General features: G+C 72.7%; 16 protein-coding genes. 10 read left to right on the top strand and 6 right to left on the bottom strand.

Annotated elements, in window-relative coordinates:
- Positions 1 to 3: 3 nt before the first annotated feature.
- A complete protein-coding gene (locus OG927_RS05530; protein WP_330319791.1) occupies positions 4 to 759 on the bottom strand; it encodes a LysR family substrate-binding domain-containing protein in 756 nt (251 codons plus the stop codon).
- Positions 760 to 817: 58 nt separating this feature from the next.
- Here OG927_RS05530 and OG927_RS05525 point away from each other — a divergent pair, with 58 nt between their 5' ends.
- The 6 genes from OG927_RS05525 to OG927_RS05500 all read left to right on the top strand — a co-directional run bounded on the left by OG927_RS05525 (position 818) and on the right by OG927_RS05500 (position 6,917).
- Positions 818 to 1,222 carry a DUF5997 family protein gene (locus tag OG927_RS05525; protein WP_056787528.1) on the top strand — a complete coding sequence of 135 codons (405 nt, stop codon included), beginning with the start codon at positions 818 to 820 and terminating at the stop codon, positions 1,220 to 1,222.
- Between the two features lie 852 nt (positions 1,223 to 2,074).
- Positions 2,075 to 3,103 carry an N-acetyl-gamma-glutamyl-phosphate reductase gene (gene argC / locus OG927_RS05520; RefSeq protein ID WP_056786744.1) on the top strand — a complete coding sequence of 343 codons (1,029 nt, stop codon included), beginning with the start codon at positions 2,075 to 2,077 and terminating at the stop codon, positions 3,101 to 3,103.
- A complete protein-coding gene (gene argJ / locus OG927_RS05515) occupies positions 3,100 to 4,254 on the top strand; it encodes a bifunctional glutamate N-acetyltransferase/amino-acid acetyltransferase ArgJ (RefSeq protein ID WP_330319790.1) in 1,155 nt (384 codons plus the stop codon). Before argC ends, argJ begins: the two co-directional genes overlap by 4 nt.
- Positions 4,251 to 5,162 carry an acetylglutamate kinase gene (argB, locus tag OG927_RS05510; protein WP_056786750.1) on the top strand — a complete coding sequence of 304 codons (912 nt, stop codon included), beginning with the start codon at positions 4,251 to 4,253 and terminating at the stop codon, positions 5,160 to 5,162. Before argJ ends, argB begins: the two co-directional genes overlap by 4 nt.
- A complete protein-coding gene (locus OG927_RS05505) occupies positions 5,159 to 6,355 on the top strand; it encodes an acetylornithine transaminase (protein ID WP_330319789.1) in 1,197 nt (398 codons plus the stop codon). Before argB ends, OG927_RS05505 begins: the two co-directional genes overlap by 4 nt.
- Before the next feature lie 25 nt (positions 6,356 to 6,380).
- Positions 6,381 to 6,917 (top strand): arginine repressor, encoded by a 537-nt coding sequence (locus tag OG927_RS05500; RefSeq protein ID WP_056786755.1) that lies wholly within the window; start codon positions 6,381 to 6,383, stop codon positions 6,915 to 6,917.
- 10 nt (positions 6,918 to 6,927) lie between these two features.
- Here OG927_RS05500 and OG927_RS05495 read toward each other — a convergent pair whose 3' ends face one another.
- From OG927_RS05495 to OG927_RS05485, 3 genes are all read right to left on the bottom strand, one after another.
- Positions 6,928 to 7,626: a L,D-transpeptidase family protein gene (locus OG927_RS05495; RefSeq protein ID WP_330319788.1), complete on the bottom strand. Its 699-nt coding sequence runs from the start codon at positions 7,624 to 7,626 to the stop codon at positions 6,928 to 6,930.
- 81 nt (positions 7,627 to 7,707) lie between these two features.
- Positions 7,708 to 8,310, bottom strand: coding sequence for a pyridoxamine 5'-phosphate oxidase family protein (locus tag OG927_RS05490; RefSeq protein WP_056786761.1), 603 nt, complete (start codon positions 8,308 to 8,310; stop codon positions 7,708 to 7,710).
- A 43-nt stretch (positions 8,311 to 8,353) separates the two neighbouring features.
- Entirely contained in the window at positions 8,354 to 9,757 is a 1,404-nt protein-coding gene (locus tag OG927_RS05485) for a HEAT repeat domain-containing protein (RefSeq protein ID WP_330319787.1), read from the bottom strand.
- A 202-nt stretch (positions 9,758 to 9,959) separates the two neighbouring features.
- On the opposite strand from OG927_RS05485, the gene argH reads away from it, so the two are divergent.
- Together argH and OG927_RS05475 are read left to right on the top strand one after the other, a co-directional pair.
- Entirely contained in the window at positions 9,960 to 11,393 is a 1,434-nt protein-coding gene (gene argH, locus OG927_RS05480; protein ID WP_330319786.1) for an argininosuccinate lyase, read from the top strand.
- 64 nt (positions 11,394 to 11,457) lie between these two features.
- A complete protein-coding gene (locus OG927_RS05475) occupies positions 11,458 to 12,429 on the top strand; it encodes an aldo/keto reductase (protein WP_124282904.1) in 972 nt (323 codons plus the stop codon).
- Between the two features lie 15 nt (positions 12,430 to 12,444).
- Here OG927_RS05475 and OG927_RS05470 read toward each other — a convergent pair whose 3' ends face one another.
- Positions 12,445 to 12,945 carry an HAD domain-containing protein gene (locus OG927_RS05470; RefSeq protein WP_056786772.1) on the bottom strand — a complete coding sequence of 167 codons (501 nt, stop codon included), beginning with the start codon at positions 12,943 to 12,945 and terminating at the stop codon, positions 12,445 to 12,447.
- Between the two features lie 96 nt (positions 12,946 to 13,041).
- On the opposite strand from OG927_RS05470, the gene OG927_RS05465 reads away from it, so the two are divergent.
- The gene (locus OG927_RS05465) at positions 13,042 to 13,593 is read left to right on the top strand and encodes a TetR/AcrR family transcriptional regulator (RefSeq protein ID WP_056786775.1); all 552 of its coding nucleotides are present in this window, start codon (positions 13,042 to 13,044) and stop codon (positions 13,591 to 13,593) included.
- Entirely contained in the window at positions 13,590 to 15,134 is a 1,545-nt protein-coding gene (locus tag OG927_RS05460) for an MFS transporter (RefSeq protein WP_056786778.1), read from the top strand. Before OG927_RS05465 ends, OG927_RS05460 begins: the two co-directional genes overlap by 4 nt.
- Before the next feature lie 88 nt (positions 15,135 to 15,222).
- Here the strand turns inward: OG927_RS05460 and OG927_RS05455 are convergent, their stop codons facing one another.
- Complete coding sequence (locus tag OG927_RS05455) at positions 15,223 to 15,894, bottom strand: lysophospholipid acyltransferase family protein (RefSeq protein ID WP_330319785.1); 672 nt, start codon at positions 15,892 to 15,894, stop codon at positions 15,223 to 15,225.
- Positions 15,895 to 16,262: the final 368 nt, after the last annotated feature.

Here is a 16,262-nt window from a genome sequence, read left to right as displayed (position 1 = left end):
GCCCTAGGGGCGGCGGCGGGGCTTGCCGCGCTTGCCACCGCCGGACGCGCCGCGGGGGTTCTTGCCCGTCGCCTTGCCGGCCGCGGGCTTGCGCGGCGCGCCCCCCTTCTTCTCGGAGCGCTTGGCCTTCGGCTGCGGGGGTGTCGGGGGGCGTCCCCGGGTGCTGTTCACGGTCCGCCCGCGGACGATCCCGATGAACTCCTCCACCAGGTCGGTGGTCCTCTCCTCCGGCCACGACAGCGCGATGCGCGACTCCGGGACGTCCGAGAGCGGCCGGTAGGTGAGGTCCTTGCGGTGGTACAGCCGGGCCAGCGACTGGGGGACGACGAGCAGTCCCACCCCCGCGGCCACCAGCTCGACCGCGTCCTCCGTCGTCGCGGGGCGTTCCAGCGCCGGCAGGCCGGGCGGACGGTCCCACTCCAGGGTGTCGTCGAGGGGGTGCAGGACGACCTCCTCGGCGAGGTCCGCGGCCGACACCTCGTCGACGGCCGCCACGAGGTGGTCCTTGGGGACCACGACGACGGTCGTCTCGGTGTAGAGGGGGATGGCGCTCAGATCCGTACGGTCGACCGGGAGGCGCACGAAACCGGCGTCGGCGTCGCCGCCGCGCAGCGTGCGGGCCGCCTCGTCGGCGGGTACGCCCACGAGGGTCAGGGGGACACCGGGCAGCCGTTCGTTCCAGATCCGCACCCATTTGGTCGGGGTCACGCCCGGGACGTAGGCGAGCCGGAACGAGGAGGGGGTTTCCGAGCCTGTCACCCCGCCAGGCTACCGGGCGTGGTCGGAGGGGGCGCACATGCTCGATACCCTGGGCACCATGACGTCGCACCAGACCACCCAGACCATGAAGCCCGCCACCGCGGCGAAGAAGCTGGGTGTGTACCTCGAAGCCACCCCCGCCGAGTTCCAGGAGGGCGTCGTCTCGCGCGGCGAGCTGAACGCGCTGCAGGCCGACCCGCCCGCGTGGCTGCAGGAGCTGCGGCGCAACGGCCCGCACCCCCGGCCCGTGGTCGCCTCCAAGCTGGGCATCTCCATCGCCGGCCTCGCGCGGGGCGGAGTCACCGAGCCGCTGACCACCGAGCAGATCGACGAGCTGAAGAACGAGAGCCCCGAGTGGCTGCAGAAGGAGCGGGCCACCCAGGCCGAGGTCCGCAAGGAAGCCGTGCGCATCAAGGAGAAGAACGCGGCGCGGTCCGAGGAGACCGGCGACGCGCGTTCCTGACGCGCTCCCGGCGTGCGCCGGGCTCGTGGTGAACGCCGGACTCGCGGCGGCCGTGCGCGAGTAGGACGCAGCCGAGGCGCCGGACACTCCGCCGATCCGGACGCACTGCACGCGTGGGTCCCCCGGAGCCCGGCGCGTACGACCTACCGAGGCGCCGGCAGCGATGCTCGTCCCGGCGCGCGGCGCCGGCGCCGACGTACGCCCGGGCGCGCGCCCGCGGCTCGCCGCATGCGTGGGCCGGATCACCGGCGCTCGTGCGGGACTGCTCGGCGACGGGGACCGGCAACTCGCATCCGGGCCGTGTACGACCGGGCGGCCTCAGGGGGCTCGACGCGGCGCAGCTGTACGAGCGGCGGCAGCGGAACAGGGCCGGTCGGCGGCGCCCCGCCCATGCTCCAGGGGTGGGAGCCGCCCGCACCGGCACGGCCGACACGCAGACCCCGCGCATGCCCACCCCACGACACATGAAGCGGAACGCCGCCGCGCACAGGGCCCGGTCGGCGAGTCCTCGTACGCCCTGAACCCCGGACCGGTGCGAAGCCGCAGCGGTGCTGCTCGCCGCCGGGCAGGGCCTCGACCGGGGCGGCGCGGAGATCCTGGCGACCTCGATCGGTGCGCCGGCGGCGACGGCTTCGGCGGGGAGCCGCCTGCGCGCAGTCCGCCCGCCGCACCGGTGCGCCACGTCGCGTCCACCGGAGTGCCGTCGGGCCGGGCGGTCCTTCGGCGGGAGCTCCCCCGGGAACCGCCGCCGATCCGGCGGCCGGGCAGATTGAGCCGGCTTCCGTACAGCGAAAATCTTTGCATAAAAGTGCATAGCTGCGTATAGTCATGCCATCGACGAGGAGGATATCGATGGTGGTACGTGCGGCAGTGGCAGGGGCGAGCGGATATGCCGGCGGGGAGCTGCTCCGTCTGCTCCTCAGTCACCCGGAGGTCGAGATCGGCGCCCTCACCGGCCACTCCAACGCGGGGCAGAAGCTCGGCGCGCTCCAACCGCACCTGAGGCCGCTCGCGGACCGTGTGCTCCTGCCGACCACGGCTGACGCCCTCGCCGGGCACGACGTCGTCTTCCTGGCCCTGCCCCACGGGCAGTCCGCCGCCGTCGCGGAGCAGCTCGGTGACGAGGTGCTCGTCGTCGACATGGGCGCCGACTTCCGGCTGAAGAACGCCGCGGACTGGGAGAAGTTCTACGGATCGCCGCACGCCGGCACCTGGCCCTACGGCCTGCCGGAGCTGCCCGGGGCCCGTGCGGCCCTGGCGGGGACCAAGCGCATCGCCGTCCCCGGCTGCTACCCGACCGCCGTCTCCCTCGCCCTCTTCCCGGCGTACGGGGCAGGCCTGGCCGAGCCCGAGGCCGTCGTCGTCGCCGCGTCCGGCACCTCCGGCGCGGGCAAGGCGGCCAAGCCGCACCTGCTCGGCTCCGAGGTCATGGGCAACATGTCGCCCTACGGGGTCGGCGGCGTCCACCGGCACACGCCGGAGATGATCCAGAACCTCGGCGCCGCGGCGGGCGAGCCGGTCACGGTGTCCTTCACACCGACCCTCGCGCCCATGCCCCGCGGCATCCTCGCCACGTGCAGCGCGAAGGCGAAGCCGGGCGTGAGCGCCGAGTCCCTCCGCGCCGTGTACGAGAAGGCCTTCGCGGACGAGCCGTTCGTCGACCTGCTGCCCGAGGGCCAGTGGCCCGCCACCGCGGCCGTGTACGGATCCAACGCCGTCCAGATCCAGGTCGCCCTCGACGAGGCGGCCGGCCGGATCATCGTGATCAGCGCCATCGACAACCTCGCCAAGGGCACCGCGTCGGGTGCCCTGCAGAGCATGAACATCGCCCTCGGACTTCCCGAGGACACGGGTCTTTCCACGATCGGAGTCGCACCGTGAGCGTCACGGCAGCCAAGGGGTTCACGGCGGCGGGCATCGCCGCCGGGATCAAGGAGAGCGGCGGACCGGACCTGGCCCTCGTGGTCAACAACGGTCCCCGCCGCGCCGCCGCGGGCGTCTTCACCTCCAACCGCGTCAAGGCCGCGCCCGTCCTCTGGTCGGAGCAGGTCCTCAGGGGCGGCGAAGTGACCGCCGTCGTCCTCAACTCCGGTGGCGCCAACGCCTGTACGGGCCCCAAGGGCTTCCAGGACACCCACGCCACCGCCGAGAGGGCCGCCGAGGTCCTCACCGGTCACAGCGCCGGCGAGATCGCGGTCGCGTCGACCGGGCTCATCGGCCTGCCGCTCCCGATGGACAAGCTGCTGCCCGGCATCGGGACGGCGGCCGCCGCCCTCAGCGAGCACGGCGGCGAGCGCGCCGCCCTCGCCATCAAGACCACCGACACCGTGCACAAGACGGCCGTGGCGGGCGGCGAGGGATGGACCGTCGGCGGGATGGCCAAGGGTGCGGGCATGCTCGCCCCCGGCCTCGCCACGATGCTGGTCGTCCTCACCACCGACGCCGACGTCGAGGCCCCCGCGCTCGATGCCGCACTCCGCGACGCCACCCGCACCACCTTCGACCGGGTGGACTCCGACGGCTGCATGTCGACCAACGACACCGTGCTGCTGCTCGCCTCGGGGGCCGCCGGAGTCGCCCCGGGGCAGGAGGAGTTCGCCGAAGCCGTGCGGACCGTCTGCGCGGACCTCGCCCGCCAGCTGATCGGCGACGCCGAGGGATCCTCCAAGGACATCCGCATCGAGGTCGTGGGCGCGGCCACCGAGGACGACGCCGTCGAAGTGGGCCGCAGCATCGCCCGCAACAACCTCCTCAAGTGCGCCATCCACGGCGAGGACCCCAACTGGGGCCGGGTCCTCTCCGCGATCGGCACCACGAAGGCCGCCTTCGACCCGGACCGGCTGAACGTCGCCATCAACGACGTCTGGGTCTGCAGGAACGGCAGCGTCGGTGAGGACCGCGAGCTCGTCGACATGCGCTACCGGGAGGTCCGGATCACCGCCGACCTCGCCGAGGGCAGCGAGGCGGCCGTCATCTGGGCCAACGACCTCACCGCCGAGTACGTCCACGAGAACAGCGCGTACAGCTCATGAGCGCCGCGAGGAAGCACACCGCGCTGCCGAAGGCACAGATCCTCATCGAGGCACTGCCCTGGCTGACCCGCCACAACGGCAGGACCGTCGTCATCAAGTTCGGCGGCAACGCCATGATCGACGAGGAGCTGAAGGCCGCGTTCGCGCAGGACGTCGTCTTCCTGCGGCACGCCGGCCTCAAGCCCGTCGTCGTGCACGGCGGCGGCCCGCAGATCAGTGCCCAGCTCGACAAGCAGGGCCTGGTCAGCGAGTTCAAGGCCGGACTCCGCGTCACCACGCCCGAGGCGATGGACGTCGTGCGGATGGTGCTGGCGGGGCAGGTCCAGCGTGAGCTCGTCGGCCTGCTCAACCAGCACGGCCCGCTCGCGGTCGGCATGACCGGCGAGGACGCCCACACCATCACCGCCACCCAGCACCGCCCGGTGATCGACGGCGAGGCCGTCGACATCGGCCGGGTCGGCGAGATCACCGCCATCGACACCGGGGCCATCCAGGCGCTGCTCGACGACGGCCGGATCCCGGTCATCTCCTCCATCGCCCGCTCGGCCGAGGACAACCACGTCTACAACGTCAACGCCGACACCGCCGCCGCCGCACTCGCCGCCGCGCTGAACGCCGAGACGCTGATGGTCCTCACCGACGTCGAGGGCCTCTACGAGGACTGGCCGAACAGCGACGACGTGATCAGCCGCCTCACCGCCACCGAGCTGGAGAGGCTGCTGCCCGACCTGTCCAGCGGCATGGTCCCCAAGATGCAGGGCTGCCTGCACGCCGTACGCAACGGGGTCGAGACGGCCCGTGTCATCGACGGCCGGGTCCAGCACTCGATCCTGCTGGAGATCTTCACCGACGAGGGAATCGGCACGATGGTCGTGCCCGACGCACGGACCGCACAGGGGGAGTCATGAGCAACCAGGAGTTCACACAGCGCTGGCAGGGCGCACTCATGGACAACTACGGCACGCCGCAGCTGTCCCTGGTGCGCGGTGCCGGAGCCCGGGTGTGGGACGCCGACGGCACCGAATACCTCGACTTCGTCGGCGGGATCGCGGTCAACGCCCTCGGTCACGCCCACCCGGCCGTCGTCGAGGCCGTCTCCCGCCAGATCGGCTCGCTCGGCCACGTCTCCAACCTCTTCATCGCCGAACCGCCCGTCGAGCTCGCCGAGCGGCTGCTCCAGCTCTTCGGGCGCACGGGCCGGGTCTACTTCTCCAACTCCGGTGCCGAGGCCAACGAGGCCGCCTTCAAGATCGGCCGGCTCACCGGCCGCGGCCACATGGTCGCCACCGACGGCGGCTTCCACGGCCGGACCATGGGCGCCCTCGCCCTCACCGGCCAGCCCAAGAAGCGCGAGGGCTTCCTCCCGCTGCCCGGCGACGTCACCCACGTGCCGTACGGAGACGTCGAGGCGCTCCGGGCCGCGGTGACCACCGACACGGCGCTGCTGATCATCGAGCCCATGCAGGGCGAGAACGGTGTGGTCGTCCCGCCCAAGGGCTATCTGGAGGCCGCCCGGGAGATCACCCGGGCCACCGGCACGCTGCTGGTCCTGGACGAGGTGCAGACCGGGATCGGCCGCTGCGGCCACTGGTTCGAGCACCAGGCCCACCAGGGCGTCGAGCCCGACCTCGTCACGCTCGCCAAGGGCCTCGGCGGCGGACTGCCGATCGGCGCCACCGTGGCGTTCGGCGCGGCGGCCGACCTGCTGAAGCCCGGTCAGCACGGCACGACGTTCGGCGGCAACCCCGTCGCCTGCGCCGCCGGCCTCGCCGTCCTGGACACCCTCGCCGCCGACGGCACCCTGGACGAGGTGAAGCGGCTCGGCGAGAGGATCAGGGACGGCGTCGAGGGCCTGGGGCACCCGCTGGTCTCCCACGTCCGAGGCTCCGGCCTGCTGCTGGGTATCGTGCTCACCGGGCCCCTCGCGGCGAAGGTGCAGCAGGCGGCTCAGGAAGCCGGACTCCTGGTGAACGCTCCCGCCCCCGACGTCGTACGGCTCATGCCGCCGCTGATCATCGGTGACGCGGAGGTGGACGCGTTCCTGCGGATCCTGCCGGGAGCTCTCGACGCGGCCTACGGGGACGGACGGTCCGCAGAGTGACGATCCGGAGATTGAGGCGACGACGATGACCGAGGCGCAGGAATCCGAGCACGGCGGGCCGTCGGTGCCGCAGACCCGCACGGCACGCCACCGCAGGATCGTGGACATCCTCAACCGGCAGCCGGTGCGCTCGCAGAGCCAGCTGGCCAAGCTCCTGGCCGACGACGGGCTGAGCGTCACCCAGGCGACGCTCTCCCGCGACCTGGACGAGCTCGGCGCGGTGAAGATCCGCAACACCGGCGGCGAGCTGATCTACGCGGTGCCCAGCGAGGGCGGCTTCCGCACTCCGCAGGCACCGCTCGGCGGGTCCGCGAAGGAGGAGCGGATGCGCAGGCTCTCCGCCGAGCTGCTCATCTCCGCGGAGGCCTCGGCCAACCTGGTGGTGCTCCGGACCCCGCCGGGCGCCGCCCAGTTCCTCGCCTCGGCCATCGACCAGGCCGAACTCCGGGCGATCCTCGGCACGATCGCGGGCGACGACACGCTGATGCTGATCAGCCGTGACCCGAACGGCGGCCAGGCACTGGCCGACCACCTGCTGCGGCTCGCCCAGAACGACCGCTGAGCGGCCGCCGTCAGTAGCGTGTGATCGCCGTCGGGCCGGACCCGGTCCCGATCGCGATGTGCGGCCGCCGTGCCGGATCGGCCCAGGCGAGGATCCGCTCCATGCCGGTGGCCGGTACGGACACGCAGCCGGCGGTCGCTCCCCTGCCGTCGACGTGCAGGAAGATCCCGGCGCCCCGGCCCCGGACCGGCCGGTGGTAGTTGAAGCCGATCACGAGCGCGCGGGCGTACTGCGCGCGGTACGCGACCAGGTGCTCGGCCTCGCCCGCCCGGCAGTGGGCCGGGCGCGGCTCCACCCAGCGGTTGTACGCGGGGGACGCGTTGTCCTGGCACCACCACGAGCGGTCGCCGGCCCGGCGGTACGGATAGCGGGTCCCGGCCGGGGCCGTCCCGGTGCCGAAGGCGTACGGCAGGTCGAACAGGCCGGTCGGCGTGGTGTTCGTGCCCTGCGTACGGGTGGTGCCCTCGGCCAGGCCGTTCGCGCCGAAGCGGGCAGGAGCCGAACCCGCCGCCACCCACGTCCCCCGCCGCCGGTCCCACCAGGTGACCGTGCCCGTGGTGGAGTCCGTGCCGGCGGCCTCGGCGGTGATCAGCTGGCTGCCGCCGCCCGTGTCGGCCAGCCGTTCCGGAAGGGGTGGCGACTCCGCCGGCCGCGCCGCGAGCGACGCCAGCGCGAGCAGGACGGACGCGGTCACCAAGGGTCTGCGCATGCTCCGGACCGTACGGCCCGTGCCCGCCCCGCCCCACCGCACCTGCTCCGTTCGGCCCAGCGCCGTACACCGGGCCCGTGCCTACCCCGCGGACGCCGGCGCGGGCAGGCCGGGCAGCGGCAGGGGCAGGCCCGGCAGCCCGTCGATGCTGGTGGCGATGTCCTCCTTCTTCCCGAAGTACGCGCTCAGACTCGCGTCGTCCTCACGCCGGAAGCGGTCGGCGTGCAGGGTCCGGTCCTCGTCGTACGCCATGAAGGGCACCCCGTAACCGCAGGTGTCCCGGATCAGTTCCGCGCTCACCACGATGATCGCGCGCAGCCCGTGCGCGGTCGGGTCGACCGAGGGGAAACGGCCGAGGAGACCGGGGAACCGGGGGTCGTCGCGGAAGACGGGCTCACCGCGGCCGTGCACCCGGACGATGTTCGGCGGCCCCTGGAAGGCGCACCACATCAGGGTGATGCGGCCGTTCTCCCGGAGATGGGCGATGGTCTCCGCGTTGCTCCCGGCGAAGTCCAGGTAGGCCACGGTCCGTTCGTCCAGGACGGCGAACGAGCCGTTGACGCCCTTCGGGGAGAGGTTGACCGTGCCGTCGGCGTCCAGGGGCGAGGTCGCGGTGAAGAAGACGTGCTGCTCCTCGATGAAGGTGCGCAGCCGTCCGTCGATACGTTCATGCGTTTTTCCCATGGCATGAATTATCCGTCGTCAGGTGCCCCGTGGGCAGCGGGTCTCAGCCATCGGAACCGGCCGGGGGCAACGGCTCGTACCGGGCGCGCTGTGCCTCGTGGGCGACCTCGGGGTCCTCGTCCTCCTCCAGTGCGGCCAGCACGCGTTTGCGCAGGGCGAGGCTGTGGGCGCAGAGCAGCCGCAGGCCGGACCGCCGCACGTGCCGGGGCCGGCCGGGGGCCACCAGGGCGGCCAGCCACTCCTCCGGGACGAGCAGGACGTACGGGACGAGCGCCTTGCGGGCGGTCCGCACCACGGGTGGGTGCGGGTCGTCCATGGCGGCCATGAGCGTGTCGGGCGAGACCGCGTCCAGCATCCGCAGCGCGGCGAGCGCCGCGGCACGCACGCGGCCCTCCGGGTGGGCAGTCAGCGGCCGCAGCAGGGCCGCCGCCCCGGGCGCCCCGGACTCGGCCAGGCCGAACAGGGCCCCCGGGGCGAGGCCCGGCACGTCGGGGCCGGCGCACAGCGCCCGGTAGAGCTCCCCGGATTCACGGCCCTCCATCCGCAGGACGAGGCGGGCGGCGGAACGCACCCCGGCCGAGGGGTCCGACACGTGCCACGCGGCCTCCCGGCCACGGCCCGCCCGGTGCAGTGCCGTCACCGCGGAGGACCGCGTCACGGCCGAGGAGGCCGCGAGCAGAGGGTCCAGGAGCCGTTCCGGGTCGCCGGGGGACACCCGGGCCAGCAGCGCGTCGGTGCACAGGCGGCGGACGGCCCGGTCCGGGGCGGTGAGGACGAGATCCGTGAGCCCGGCGGGTGTGAGGAGTCCCCGCTCCAGACAGAGCCGCACCCCGAGGACCCGGACCTGTGCCAGCGGGCTCGTCAGGATCCGGGGAGCCAGTGAGGGCGGCAGGGGCCCGGCCACGGCCAGGACCCGCTCCAGGGCCCAGTCGCCGCGCGGGCGCATGCTCAGCCGCAGGGCCAGGGGCACCAGCTCCGCCGCCGCGGGCCCGTCCAGGTCCGCCGCCAGCACGCTGCGGGCCCGCTCGCGCACCCGCGGCCGGGAGTCGGCGCAGCGCACCAGCAGCAGGGGCAGGAGGGCCGGCCGCCCGGGGGTGAGGGCCAGCGCCGCCTCCCGTGCCTGCCACCGGTCGTGGCAGAGGACGAGTGCGGTCTCCGCCTCGGAGGGCGGGAACCGCGACCAGGTGACGTCGTGCGCCTCCTCGTCCCAGCGGGGGGCGGCGGCCCAGTCGACCGACCCGTTGCCGTCGGCATACCGCTCCCTGAGCAGATACCGCAGCGGCCTGACCCCGGTCCGCCACGCGGTCGCGGTGGCGATCCGCCGGTCGAGGTCCACCCAGGCATCCGGCTCGGCCGTGTCCAGCGCCGCGGTCAGGGGCTTGCCCAGCAGCAGTCGGTCCTGGGGCGGGAGATACAGCGTGGGGGACAGCGGGACGAGGGGGCGCATGGGTCCAGCCTAGGGATCACGCACCCCTCCCACCAGCACCTTTGACAAAGCATACGGAGGATTGCATAGTTATGCCTTGTCCTCGAGGATCGCGGCCGTGTGCGTGACCGCGTCCGATCCACGGCGTCACCACCGCCTCCCCTCCGCGCGCCGGCGGGGAGGCGATCGCACACCCACCCCTTGCACTCCCGAGGAGCACGCAGTGAGCAACGGCACCGGCAACAGCGACGTACGGCTCTGGGGCGGCCGTTTCGCCGACGGCCCCGCCGAGGCGCTGGCCAGGCTGTCCGCCTCCGTCCACTTCGACTGGCGGCTCGCCCCGTACGACATCGCCGGTTCCCGCGCCCACGCGCGTGTGCTCAACAAGGCGGGCCTGCTCACCGACGACGAGCTGGCGCGCATGGCCGCCGGACTCGACGACCTCGAAGCCGCCGTCGCCGACGGTTCCTTCACCGGCACCCTCGCGGACGAGGACGTGCACACCGCGCTGGAGCGCGGTCTCCTGGAGCGCCTCGGCCCGGACCTCGGCGGCAAGCTGCGGGCAGGCCGCTCCCGCAACGACCAGGTCGCCACGCTCTTCCGGATGTACCTGCGCGACCACGCCCGGATCCTCGGCGGGCTGATCGCCGAGCTCCAGGACGCCCTCGTCGGCCTCGCCGAGGCGCACGCGGACGTGGCCATGCCCGGCCGCACCCACCTCCAGCACGCCCAGCCCGTCCTGTTCGCCCACCACGTCCTGGCCCATGTGCAGCCCCTCATCCGGGACGCCGAGCGGCTGCGGCAGTGGGACGAGCGGACCGCCGTGTCCCCGTACGGCTCCGGCGCGCTGGCCGGGTCGTCCCTCGGGCTCGACCCGGAGGCCGTCGCGGCGGACCTCGGCTTCGAGCGCGGCTCCGTGGCCAACTCCATCGACGGCACCGCGTCGCGGGACTTCGTCGCCGAGTTCGCGTTCATCACCGCGATGATCGGCGTCAACCTCTCCCGCATCGCGGAGGAGGTCATCATCTGGAACACGAAGGAGTTCTCCTTCGTCACCCTCCACGACGCCTTCTCCACCGGCTCCTCGATCATGCCGCAGAAGAAGAACCCCGACATCGCCGAGCTGGCCCGCGGCAAGTCGGGCCGCCTCATCGGCAACCTGACCGGGCTGATGGCGACGCTCAAGGCCCTCCCGCTCGCGTACAACCGCGACCTCCAGGAGGACAAGGAGCCCGTCTTCGACTCCTGCGACCAGCTGGAGGTGCTGCTCCCCGCCTTCACCGGCATGATGGCCACGCTCACCGTCCACCGGGAGCGCATGGAGGAACTGGCCCCGGCCGGCTTCTCGCTCGCCACGGACATCGCCGAGTGGCTGGTCAAGCAGGGCGTGCCGTTCCGGGTCGCGCACGAGGTCGCGGGCGAGTGCGTCAAGGTGTGCGAGCAGCAGGGCATCGAGCTCGACGAACTGACGGACGAGCAGTTCGCCGGGATCTCCGAGCACCTCACCCCCGAGGTGCGCGCGGTGCTCGACGTGCCCGGCGCGCTGGCCTCCCGCGACGGCCGCGGCGGCACGGCCCCGTCGGCCGTCGCCGTACAGCTCGCCGAGGTGAAGGCCGATCTCGCGACGCAGCACGCCTGGGCGACCGCGCGGGGCTGATCCGGCGGCATCGCGGGCTACGTTGGTCGGGCAGGCACGTGAAACCGACCAGGAGGAGTCCGCGATGCCCTTCGCCCGCCTGAACCGAGCGACCACTCCGACCGCGCACATCGGGCTGGGCCTGGCCGCGGTAGGCAGGCCCGGCTACATCAACCTGCACCGCGACCGGGACCTCCCCGCCGACCGCGGTGTCGAGGTCCTGCGCGCCCGCACCCATGAACTCCTGGACGCGGCCTACGCGCAGGGCGTGCGCTACTTCGACGCGGCCCGCTCCTACGGCCGCTCCGAGGAGTTCCTCGCCGGCTGGCTGACCGCACGTCCCGACGTCACGGACGTGGTCGTCGGCAGCAAGTGGGGCTACACCTACACCGCCGACTGGCGCGTCGACGCCGAGGCGCACGAGGTGAAGGACCACGGCCTCGCCACGTTCGAACGGCAGCGCGCCGAGACGGCCGGGCTGCTCGGGGAGCGGCTGGACCTCTACCAGATCCACTCGGTGACCGCCGACAGCCCGGCACTGGGCGACAAGGAACTGCACGCCCGCCTGGCCGCGCTGGCGGCGGAGGGCACCACCGTCGGGTTCTCCACCAGCGGGCCCGCCCAGGCCGACGCCATCCGGGCCGCCGTTGCCGTGACGGTGGACGGCGAGCCACTCTTCCGCACCGTCCAGGCCACCTACAACGCCCTGGAGACCTCCGCCGGCCCGGCGCTCGCGGAGGCGCACGACGCCGGGCTCACCGTCATCGTCAAGGAGGCCATGGCCAACGGGAGGCTGGCAGGGACCGAAGCCCCCGCCGTCGCCCAGGAGATCGCCGCCGAGGCGGAACTGGGTGCGGACTCCGTCGCCCTGGCCTTCGTGCTCCACCGGCCGTGGGCAGGCGTCGTCCTGTCCGGGGCGGTCACCGTCACCCAGCTCGCCGGCAATCTGCACGCCCCCCTCCTCGACCTGGACGCGGACCGGCTGGACCGGCTGGACGCCCTGGTGGAGGAGCCGGAGGCCTACTGGCGCCACCGCTCCTCGCTGCCCTGGAGCTGAGCCCGGGTCACGCGGTCACGCCCAGGCGGCGAGTGCGTCGAAGTCCGCCCGCACCAGCCCCACCCGGGGGTCGACCGGGCGCAGCAGCGCCCGCCCCGGGTGGTGCCCCGCCACCCAGCCGGTGTCCAGGTCCGTGATCTCGTCGTCGACCCAGGCGAACGGCCTGCCGGCCGCGTACTCGACGACGTAGCGCGTCTTCCAGTACGTCCCGTTCCCCGTGAGGCCGTGCATCCGCGGCCAGTCGATGTACGGCAGGGGCGGCAGCCCCAGACGCGGGGCGATCCACTCGTTGGCCTCGTTCTTCCAGGTGGTCGCCCAGGCGAGCTCGTAGAGGCCGGTGAGGGCCAGCAGCTCGTCGCCGTGTTCCGGGTTGAGCAGGACAGGCAGCGCCGGCCCGGCGGTCCACCCCGTGGGCCGCATGCTGTGCCGCCGGTACCCCTTCGGCGGCCTGCGGCGGGACAGCGCCTCGTACGGGTTGAGTGGGCCGTCGATGTCGATCAGCAGCAGCGGCTTCATCACCTCATGGTGCCCTCCTCCGGCGGGACGGGACGGACAGAGGATGACGCATCCACCCGTGAGACGATTCTGTCTCACTTGGGATAGTGTCGTCTCATGACTCTCGATCGTGAGCAGGTGCTGCGGAGCGCCGCAGCCCTGCTGACCCGCAGATCCACCGCGACCATGGACGAGGTCGCCCGGGCCGCAGGCATCGGCCGCGCCACCCTGCACCGTCACTTCGCAGGGCGTGACGCCCTCGTGAGAGCGCTGGAGGACCTCGGCATCCAGGAATTCGAGGCGGCGCTCGATGCGGCCGTCCTCGACGAGGGCACCGCCGAAGAGGGCCTGCGGAGGCTCGTCGCCGCCGTGGAGCCCGTGGCCGGGCTGCTGTCCTTCCTCGTCTCCGAGAACCAGCTCTTCGAGGGCGACGAGGTGAACGACGGCTGGAACCGGCTCGACGCGCGGGTCTCCGCCTTCTTCCGGCGCGGGCAGGAGCGCGGCGAACTCCGGATCGACCTCACCCCGGCCTGGCTGACCGAAGCCCTGTACGGACTGATCGGCACCGGAGCGTGGGCCGTACAGGTGGGGCGGGTCGCCGGGCAGGACTTCCAGTACATGATCGTCGAGTTGCTGCTCGGCGGAGCACGCCGGAGCGTGGAGGAATGAGCAGTACCCACGAGCAGCCCGACACCTCGGACGACCTGTACCACCCGGGGCGGTGGATCGCCCTCACCGTCCTCGTGCTGGCCGTGCTGCTGGTGGCCGTCGACGCCACCGTGCTCGGCCTGGCGACCCCGTTCCTCAGCGAGGACCTCGAACCGACCGGCACCCAGCTGCTGTGGATCGGTGACGTCTACTCCTTCGTCATCGCCGGCCTCCTGGTCTCCATGGGCAGCCTCGGTGACCGCATCGGCCGCAAGAAGCTGCTGCTGTGCGGCGCCGTCGCGTTCGGTGCCGTCTCGGTCCTCAACGCCTACGCCACCACCCCCGAGATGATGATCGTGGCCCGGGCCCTGCTGGGTGTCGCGGGTGCCACCCTCATGCCGTCCACCCTCGCGCTGATCCGCAACCTCTTCCACGATCCGCGCGAGCGCAGTCTCGCCATCGGCATCTGGGGCGCGATGGCCTCCGCCGGAGCCGCGGTCGGCCCCGTCGTCGGCGGTGTGCTCCTGGAGCACTTCTGGTGGGGGTCCGTCTTCCTGATCAACCTGCCCGTCATGGCGGTGCTCGTGGCCGTCGGCGTCAAGATGATCCCCGAGTCCAAGGACCCCGCCCCCGGCCCGTGGGACGTCCCCAGTGTCGGTCTCTCCCTCATCGGCATGATCGGGATCGTGTACGCCATCAAGGACCTCGCGGCGCACGGGGCCGACTGGCCCGTCGCCGTCGCGGCCGTGGGAGGTGTCCTCGCGCTCGTGTGGTTCGTGCGAAGGCAGTTCCGGCTCCCCGCCCCCCTGCTGGACATGCGGCTCTTCCACCACCGGGGCTTCTCGGGGGCGGTGCTCGCCGATCTGCTCACCATCCTCGGCCTGTCCGGCCTGGTCTTCTTCCTCTCCCAGTTCCTGCAGCTGGTCCAGGGACGCGGGCCCCTGGAGGCCGGTCTCGCCGAGCTGCCCGCGGCCATCGGCGCGGTGACCGCCGGCCTCCTGGCGGGCAGGGCCGCCCGTCGCTTCTCGGTGCGCTCCGTGGTGGCCGGCGGACTCGGGGCGATCGGCCTGGCCCTGGCCGTGGTCACCCTCATCCACAAGGAGACCGGCTATCCGCTGCTCGGCTTCGTGCTCCTGGTCGTCGGCGTCGGCGCGGGCTTCTCCTTCACCGTCACCGCCGATGTGATCCTCTCCAGCGTCCCCAAGCAGCACGCGGGCTCGGCGTCCGCGGTCTCCGAGACGGCGTACGAGCTCGGCGCGGCCCTCGGCATCGCGCTGCTCGGCTCCATCGTCACCGGCGTCTACCAGGGCTTCGCCACCCCGGACGGCGTAGCTCCGGCCACCTCCGCCGCGGCCCACGAATCCCTCGGCGGCGCCGTGGAGGCGGCCGAGGGGCTCCCGCCCCAGCAGGCGGACGCACTGGTCTGGGCCGCGCAGGAGGCGTTCGTCAACGGTCTGAGGGTCGCCGCGGGCGTCGGCGCCGCGGTGCTGCTCGCGACCGCGGTCGCCGCCTGGTACCTGCTGCGCGGCCAGAAGCTGGAGGACGGCGTCGAGCACGGATAGCACAAGGCCCGGAGTCCACCCGGACGGCGGGCACGCGAAAGGGCCCGTACCCCGCCATCCGGGGTACGGGCCCTCTCGCGCGCGAGGGTCAGGCGGCCTTGGCCTTCGTCGCGTACATGTCCACGTACTCCTGGCCGGACAGCCGCATCACCTCGGCCATCACCGAATCCGTGACCGCGCGCAGCACATAGCGGTCGCGGTCCATGCCCTCGTAGCGGGAGAACTCCATCGGCTCACCGAAGCGGACCGTGACCTTGCCCGGACGCGGGAGGCCGGCGCCGCCGGGCTGCAGCTTGTCCGTGCCGATCATCGCGAACGGCACCACCGGCGCACCCGTCATCAGCGTCAGCCGTGCGATACCCGTACGGCCCCGGTACAGACGCCCGTCGGGGGAGCGGGTGCCCTCGGGGTAGATCGCGAAGGCGTTGCCCTCCTCCAGCACCCGGCGGCCCGTCATGAGCGCGGCGACGCCGCCGCGGCCCCCGTCCCGGTCCACCGGGATTATTCCGCACCCCGTGAAGAACCAGGCCATCAGCCGGCCCTTGAGGCCCTTGCCGGTCACGTACTCGTCCTTGCCGATGTAGAACACCGGCCGGTCGCAGCAGATAGGCATGATCATCGAGTCGATGAACGTCAGATGGTTGCCCGCGAGAATCACCGGCCCGGTTCCCGGGATGTTCTGGGCGCCTTCCACCTGGGGGCGGAACAGAAGGCGCAGGATCGGTCCGAGCACTGCCTTGATGACGGTGAGTCGGGACAACGCATCCTCCGGTGTAGTGGCCGGGCCGGCCGGGTCGGGTTCTGGCAAGGGTCTGTGCAGGTGAGGACGATACTCGCGGGTCCTGCCCGCTCGCACATCGGGTTCACGGAGCGGATACGCAGTGTTGACGTGTGTTTCCGCCATGTTCGTCCACGTGCCGCCCCTCCGATGACGTAGCTCCCTACGATCACGCCCTGGGACCTCCCGACCGGACGGGGCGGCCCCGACCTGCCCCGGTACCGCGTCCCGGCGGGCAGCCGCCGGCCGCAACGGCTCTGCGGTGACGCGATCCACGGCAGGGGACCCACCAGCCGATTCTGCCCGGTCCGGACGGAAGACCCCGGCTCGACACGTGCCAGACATCACAT

The organism is Streptomyces clavifer (assembly GCF_036345975.1).
GTDB lineage: Bacteria > Actinomycetota > Actinomycetes > Streptomycetales > Streptomycetaceae > Streptomyces > Streptomyces clavifer.
This window is presented reverse-complemented; position numbering and strand designations above follow the sequence as displayed.

Excerpts from the sequence above, each read along its gene's own strand:
- OG927_RS05475 (WP_124282904.1), top strand. The coding sequence starts at position 11,458 with ATGCCCTTCGCCCGCCTGAACCGAGCGACCACTCCGACCGCGCACATC.
- OG927_RS05485 (WP_330319787.1), bottom strand. The coding sequence starts at position 9,757 with ATGCGCCCCCTCGTCCCGCTGTCCCCCACGCTGTATCTCCCGCCCCAG.
- OG927_RS05490 (WP_056786761.1), bottom strand. The coding sequence starts at position 8,310 with ATGGGAAAAACGCATGAACGTATCGACGGACGGCTGCGCACCTTCATC.
- argB (WP_056786750.1), top strand. The coding sequence starts at position 4,251 with ATGAGCGCCGCGAGGAAGCACACCGCGCTGCCGAAGGCACAGATCCTC.
- OG927_RS05505 (WP_330319789.1), top strand. The coding sequence starts at position 5,159 with ATGAGCAACCAGGAGTTCACACAGCGCTGGCAGGGCGCACTCATGGAC.
- OG927_RS05465 (WP_056786775.1), top strand. The coding sequence starts at position 13,042 with ATGACTCTCGATCGTGAGCAGGTGCTGCGGAGCGCCGCAGCCCTGCTG.
- OG927_RS05500 (WP_056786755.1), top strand. The coding sequence starts at position 6,381 with ATGACCGAGGCGCAGGAATCCGAGCACGGCGGGCCGTCGGTGCCGCAG.
- OG927_RS05525 (WP_056787528.1), top strand. The coding sequence starts at position 818 with ATGACGTCGCACCAGACCACCCAGACCATGAAGCCCGCCACCGCGGCG.
- argC (WP_056786744.1), top strand. The coding sequence starts at position 2,075 with ATGGTGGTACGTGCGGCAGTGGCAGGGGCGAGCGGATATGCCGGCGGG.
- OG927_RS05460 (WP_056786778.1), top strand. The coding sequence starts at position 13,590 with ATGAGCAGTACCCACGAGCAGCCCGACACCTCGGACGACCTGTACCAC.
- OG927_RS05495 (WP_330319788.1), bottom strand. The coding sequence starts at position 7,626 with ATGCGCAGACCCTTGGTGACCGCGTCCGTCCTGCTCGCGCTGGCGTCG.
- OG927_RS05470 (WP_056786772.1), bottom strand. The coding sequence starts at position 12,945 with ATGAAGCCGCTGCTGCTGATCGACATCGACGGCCCACTCAACCCGTAC.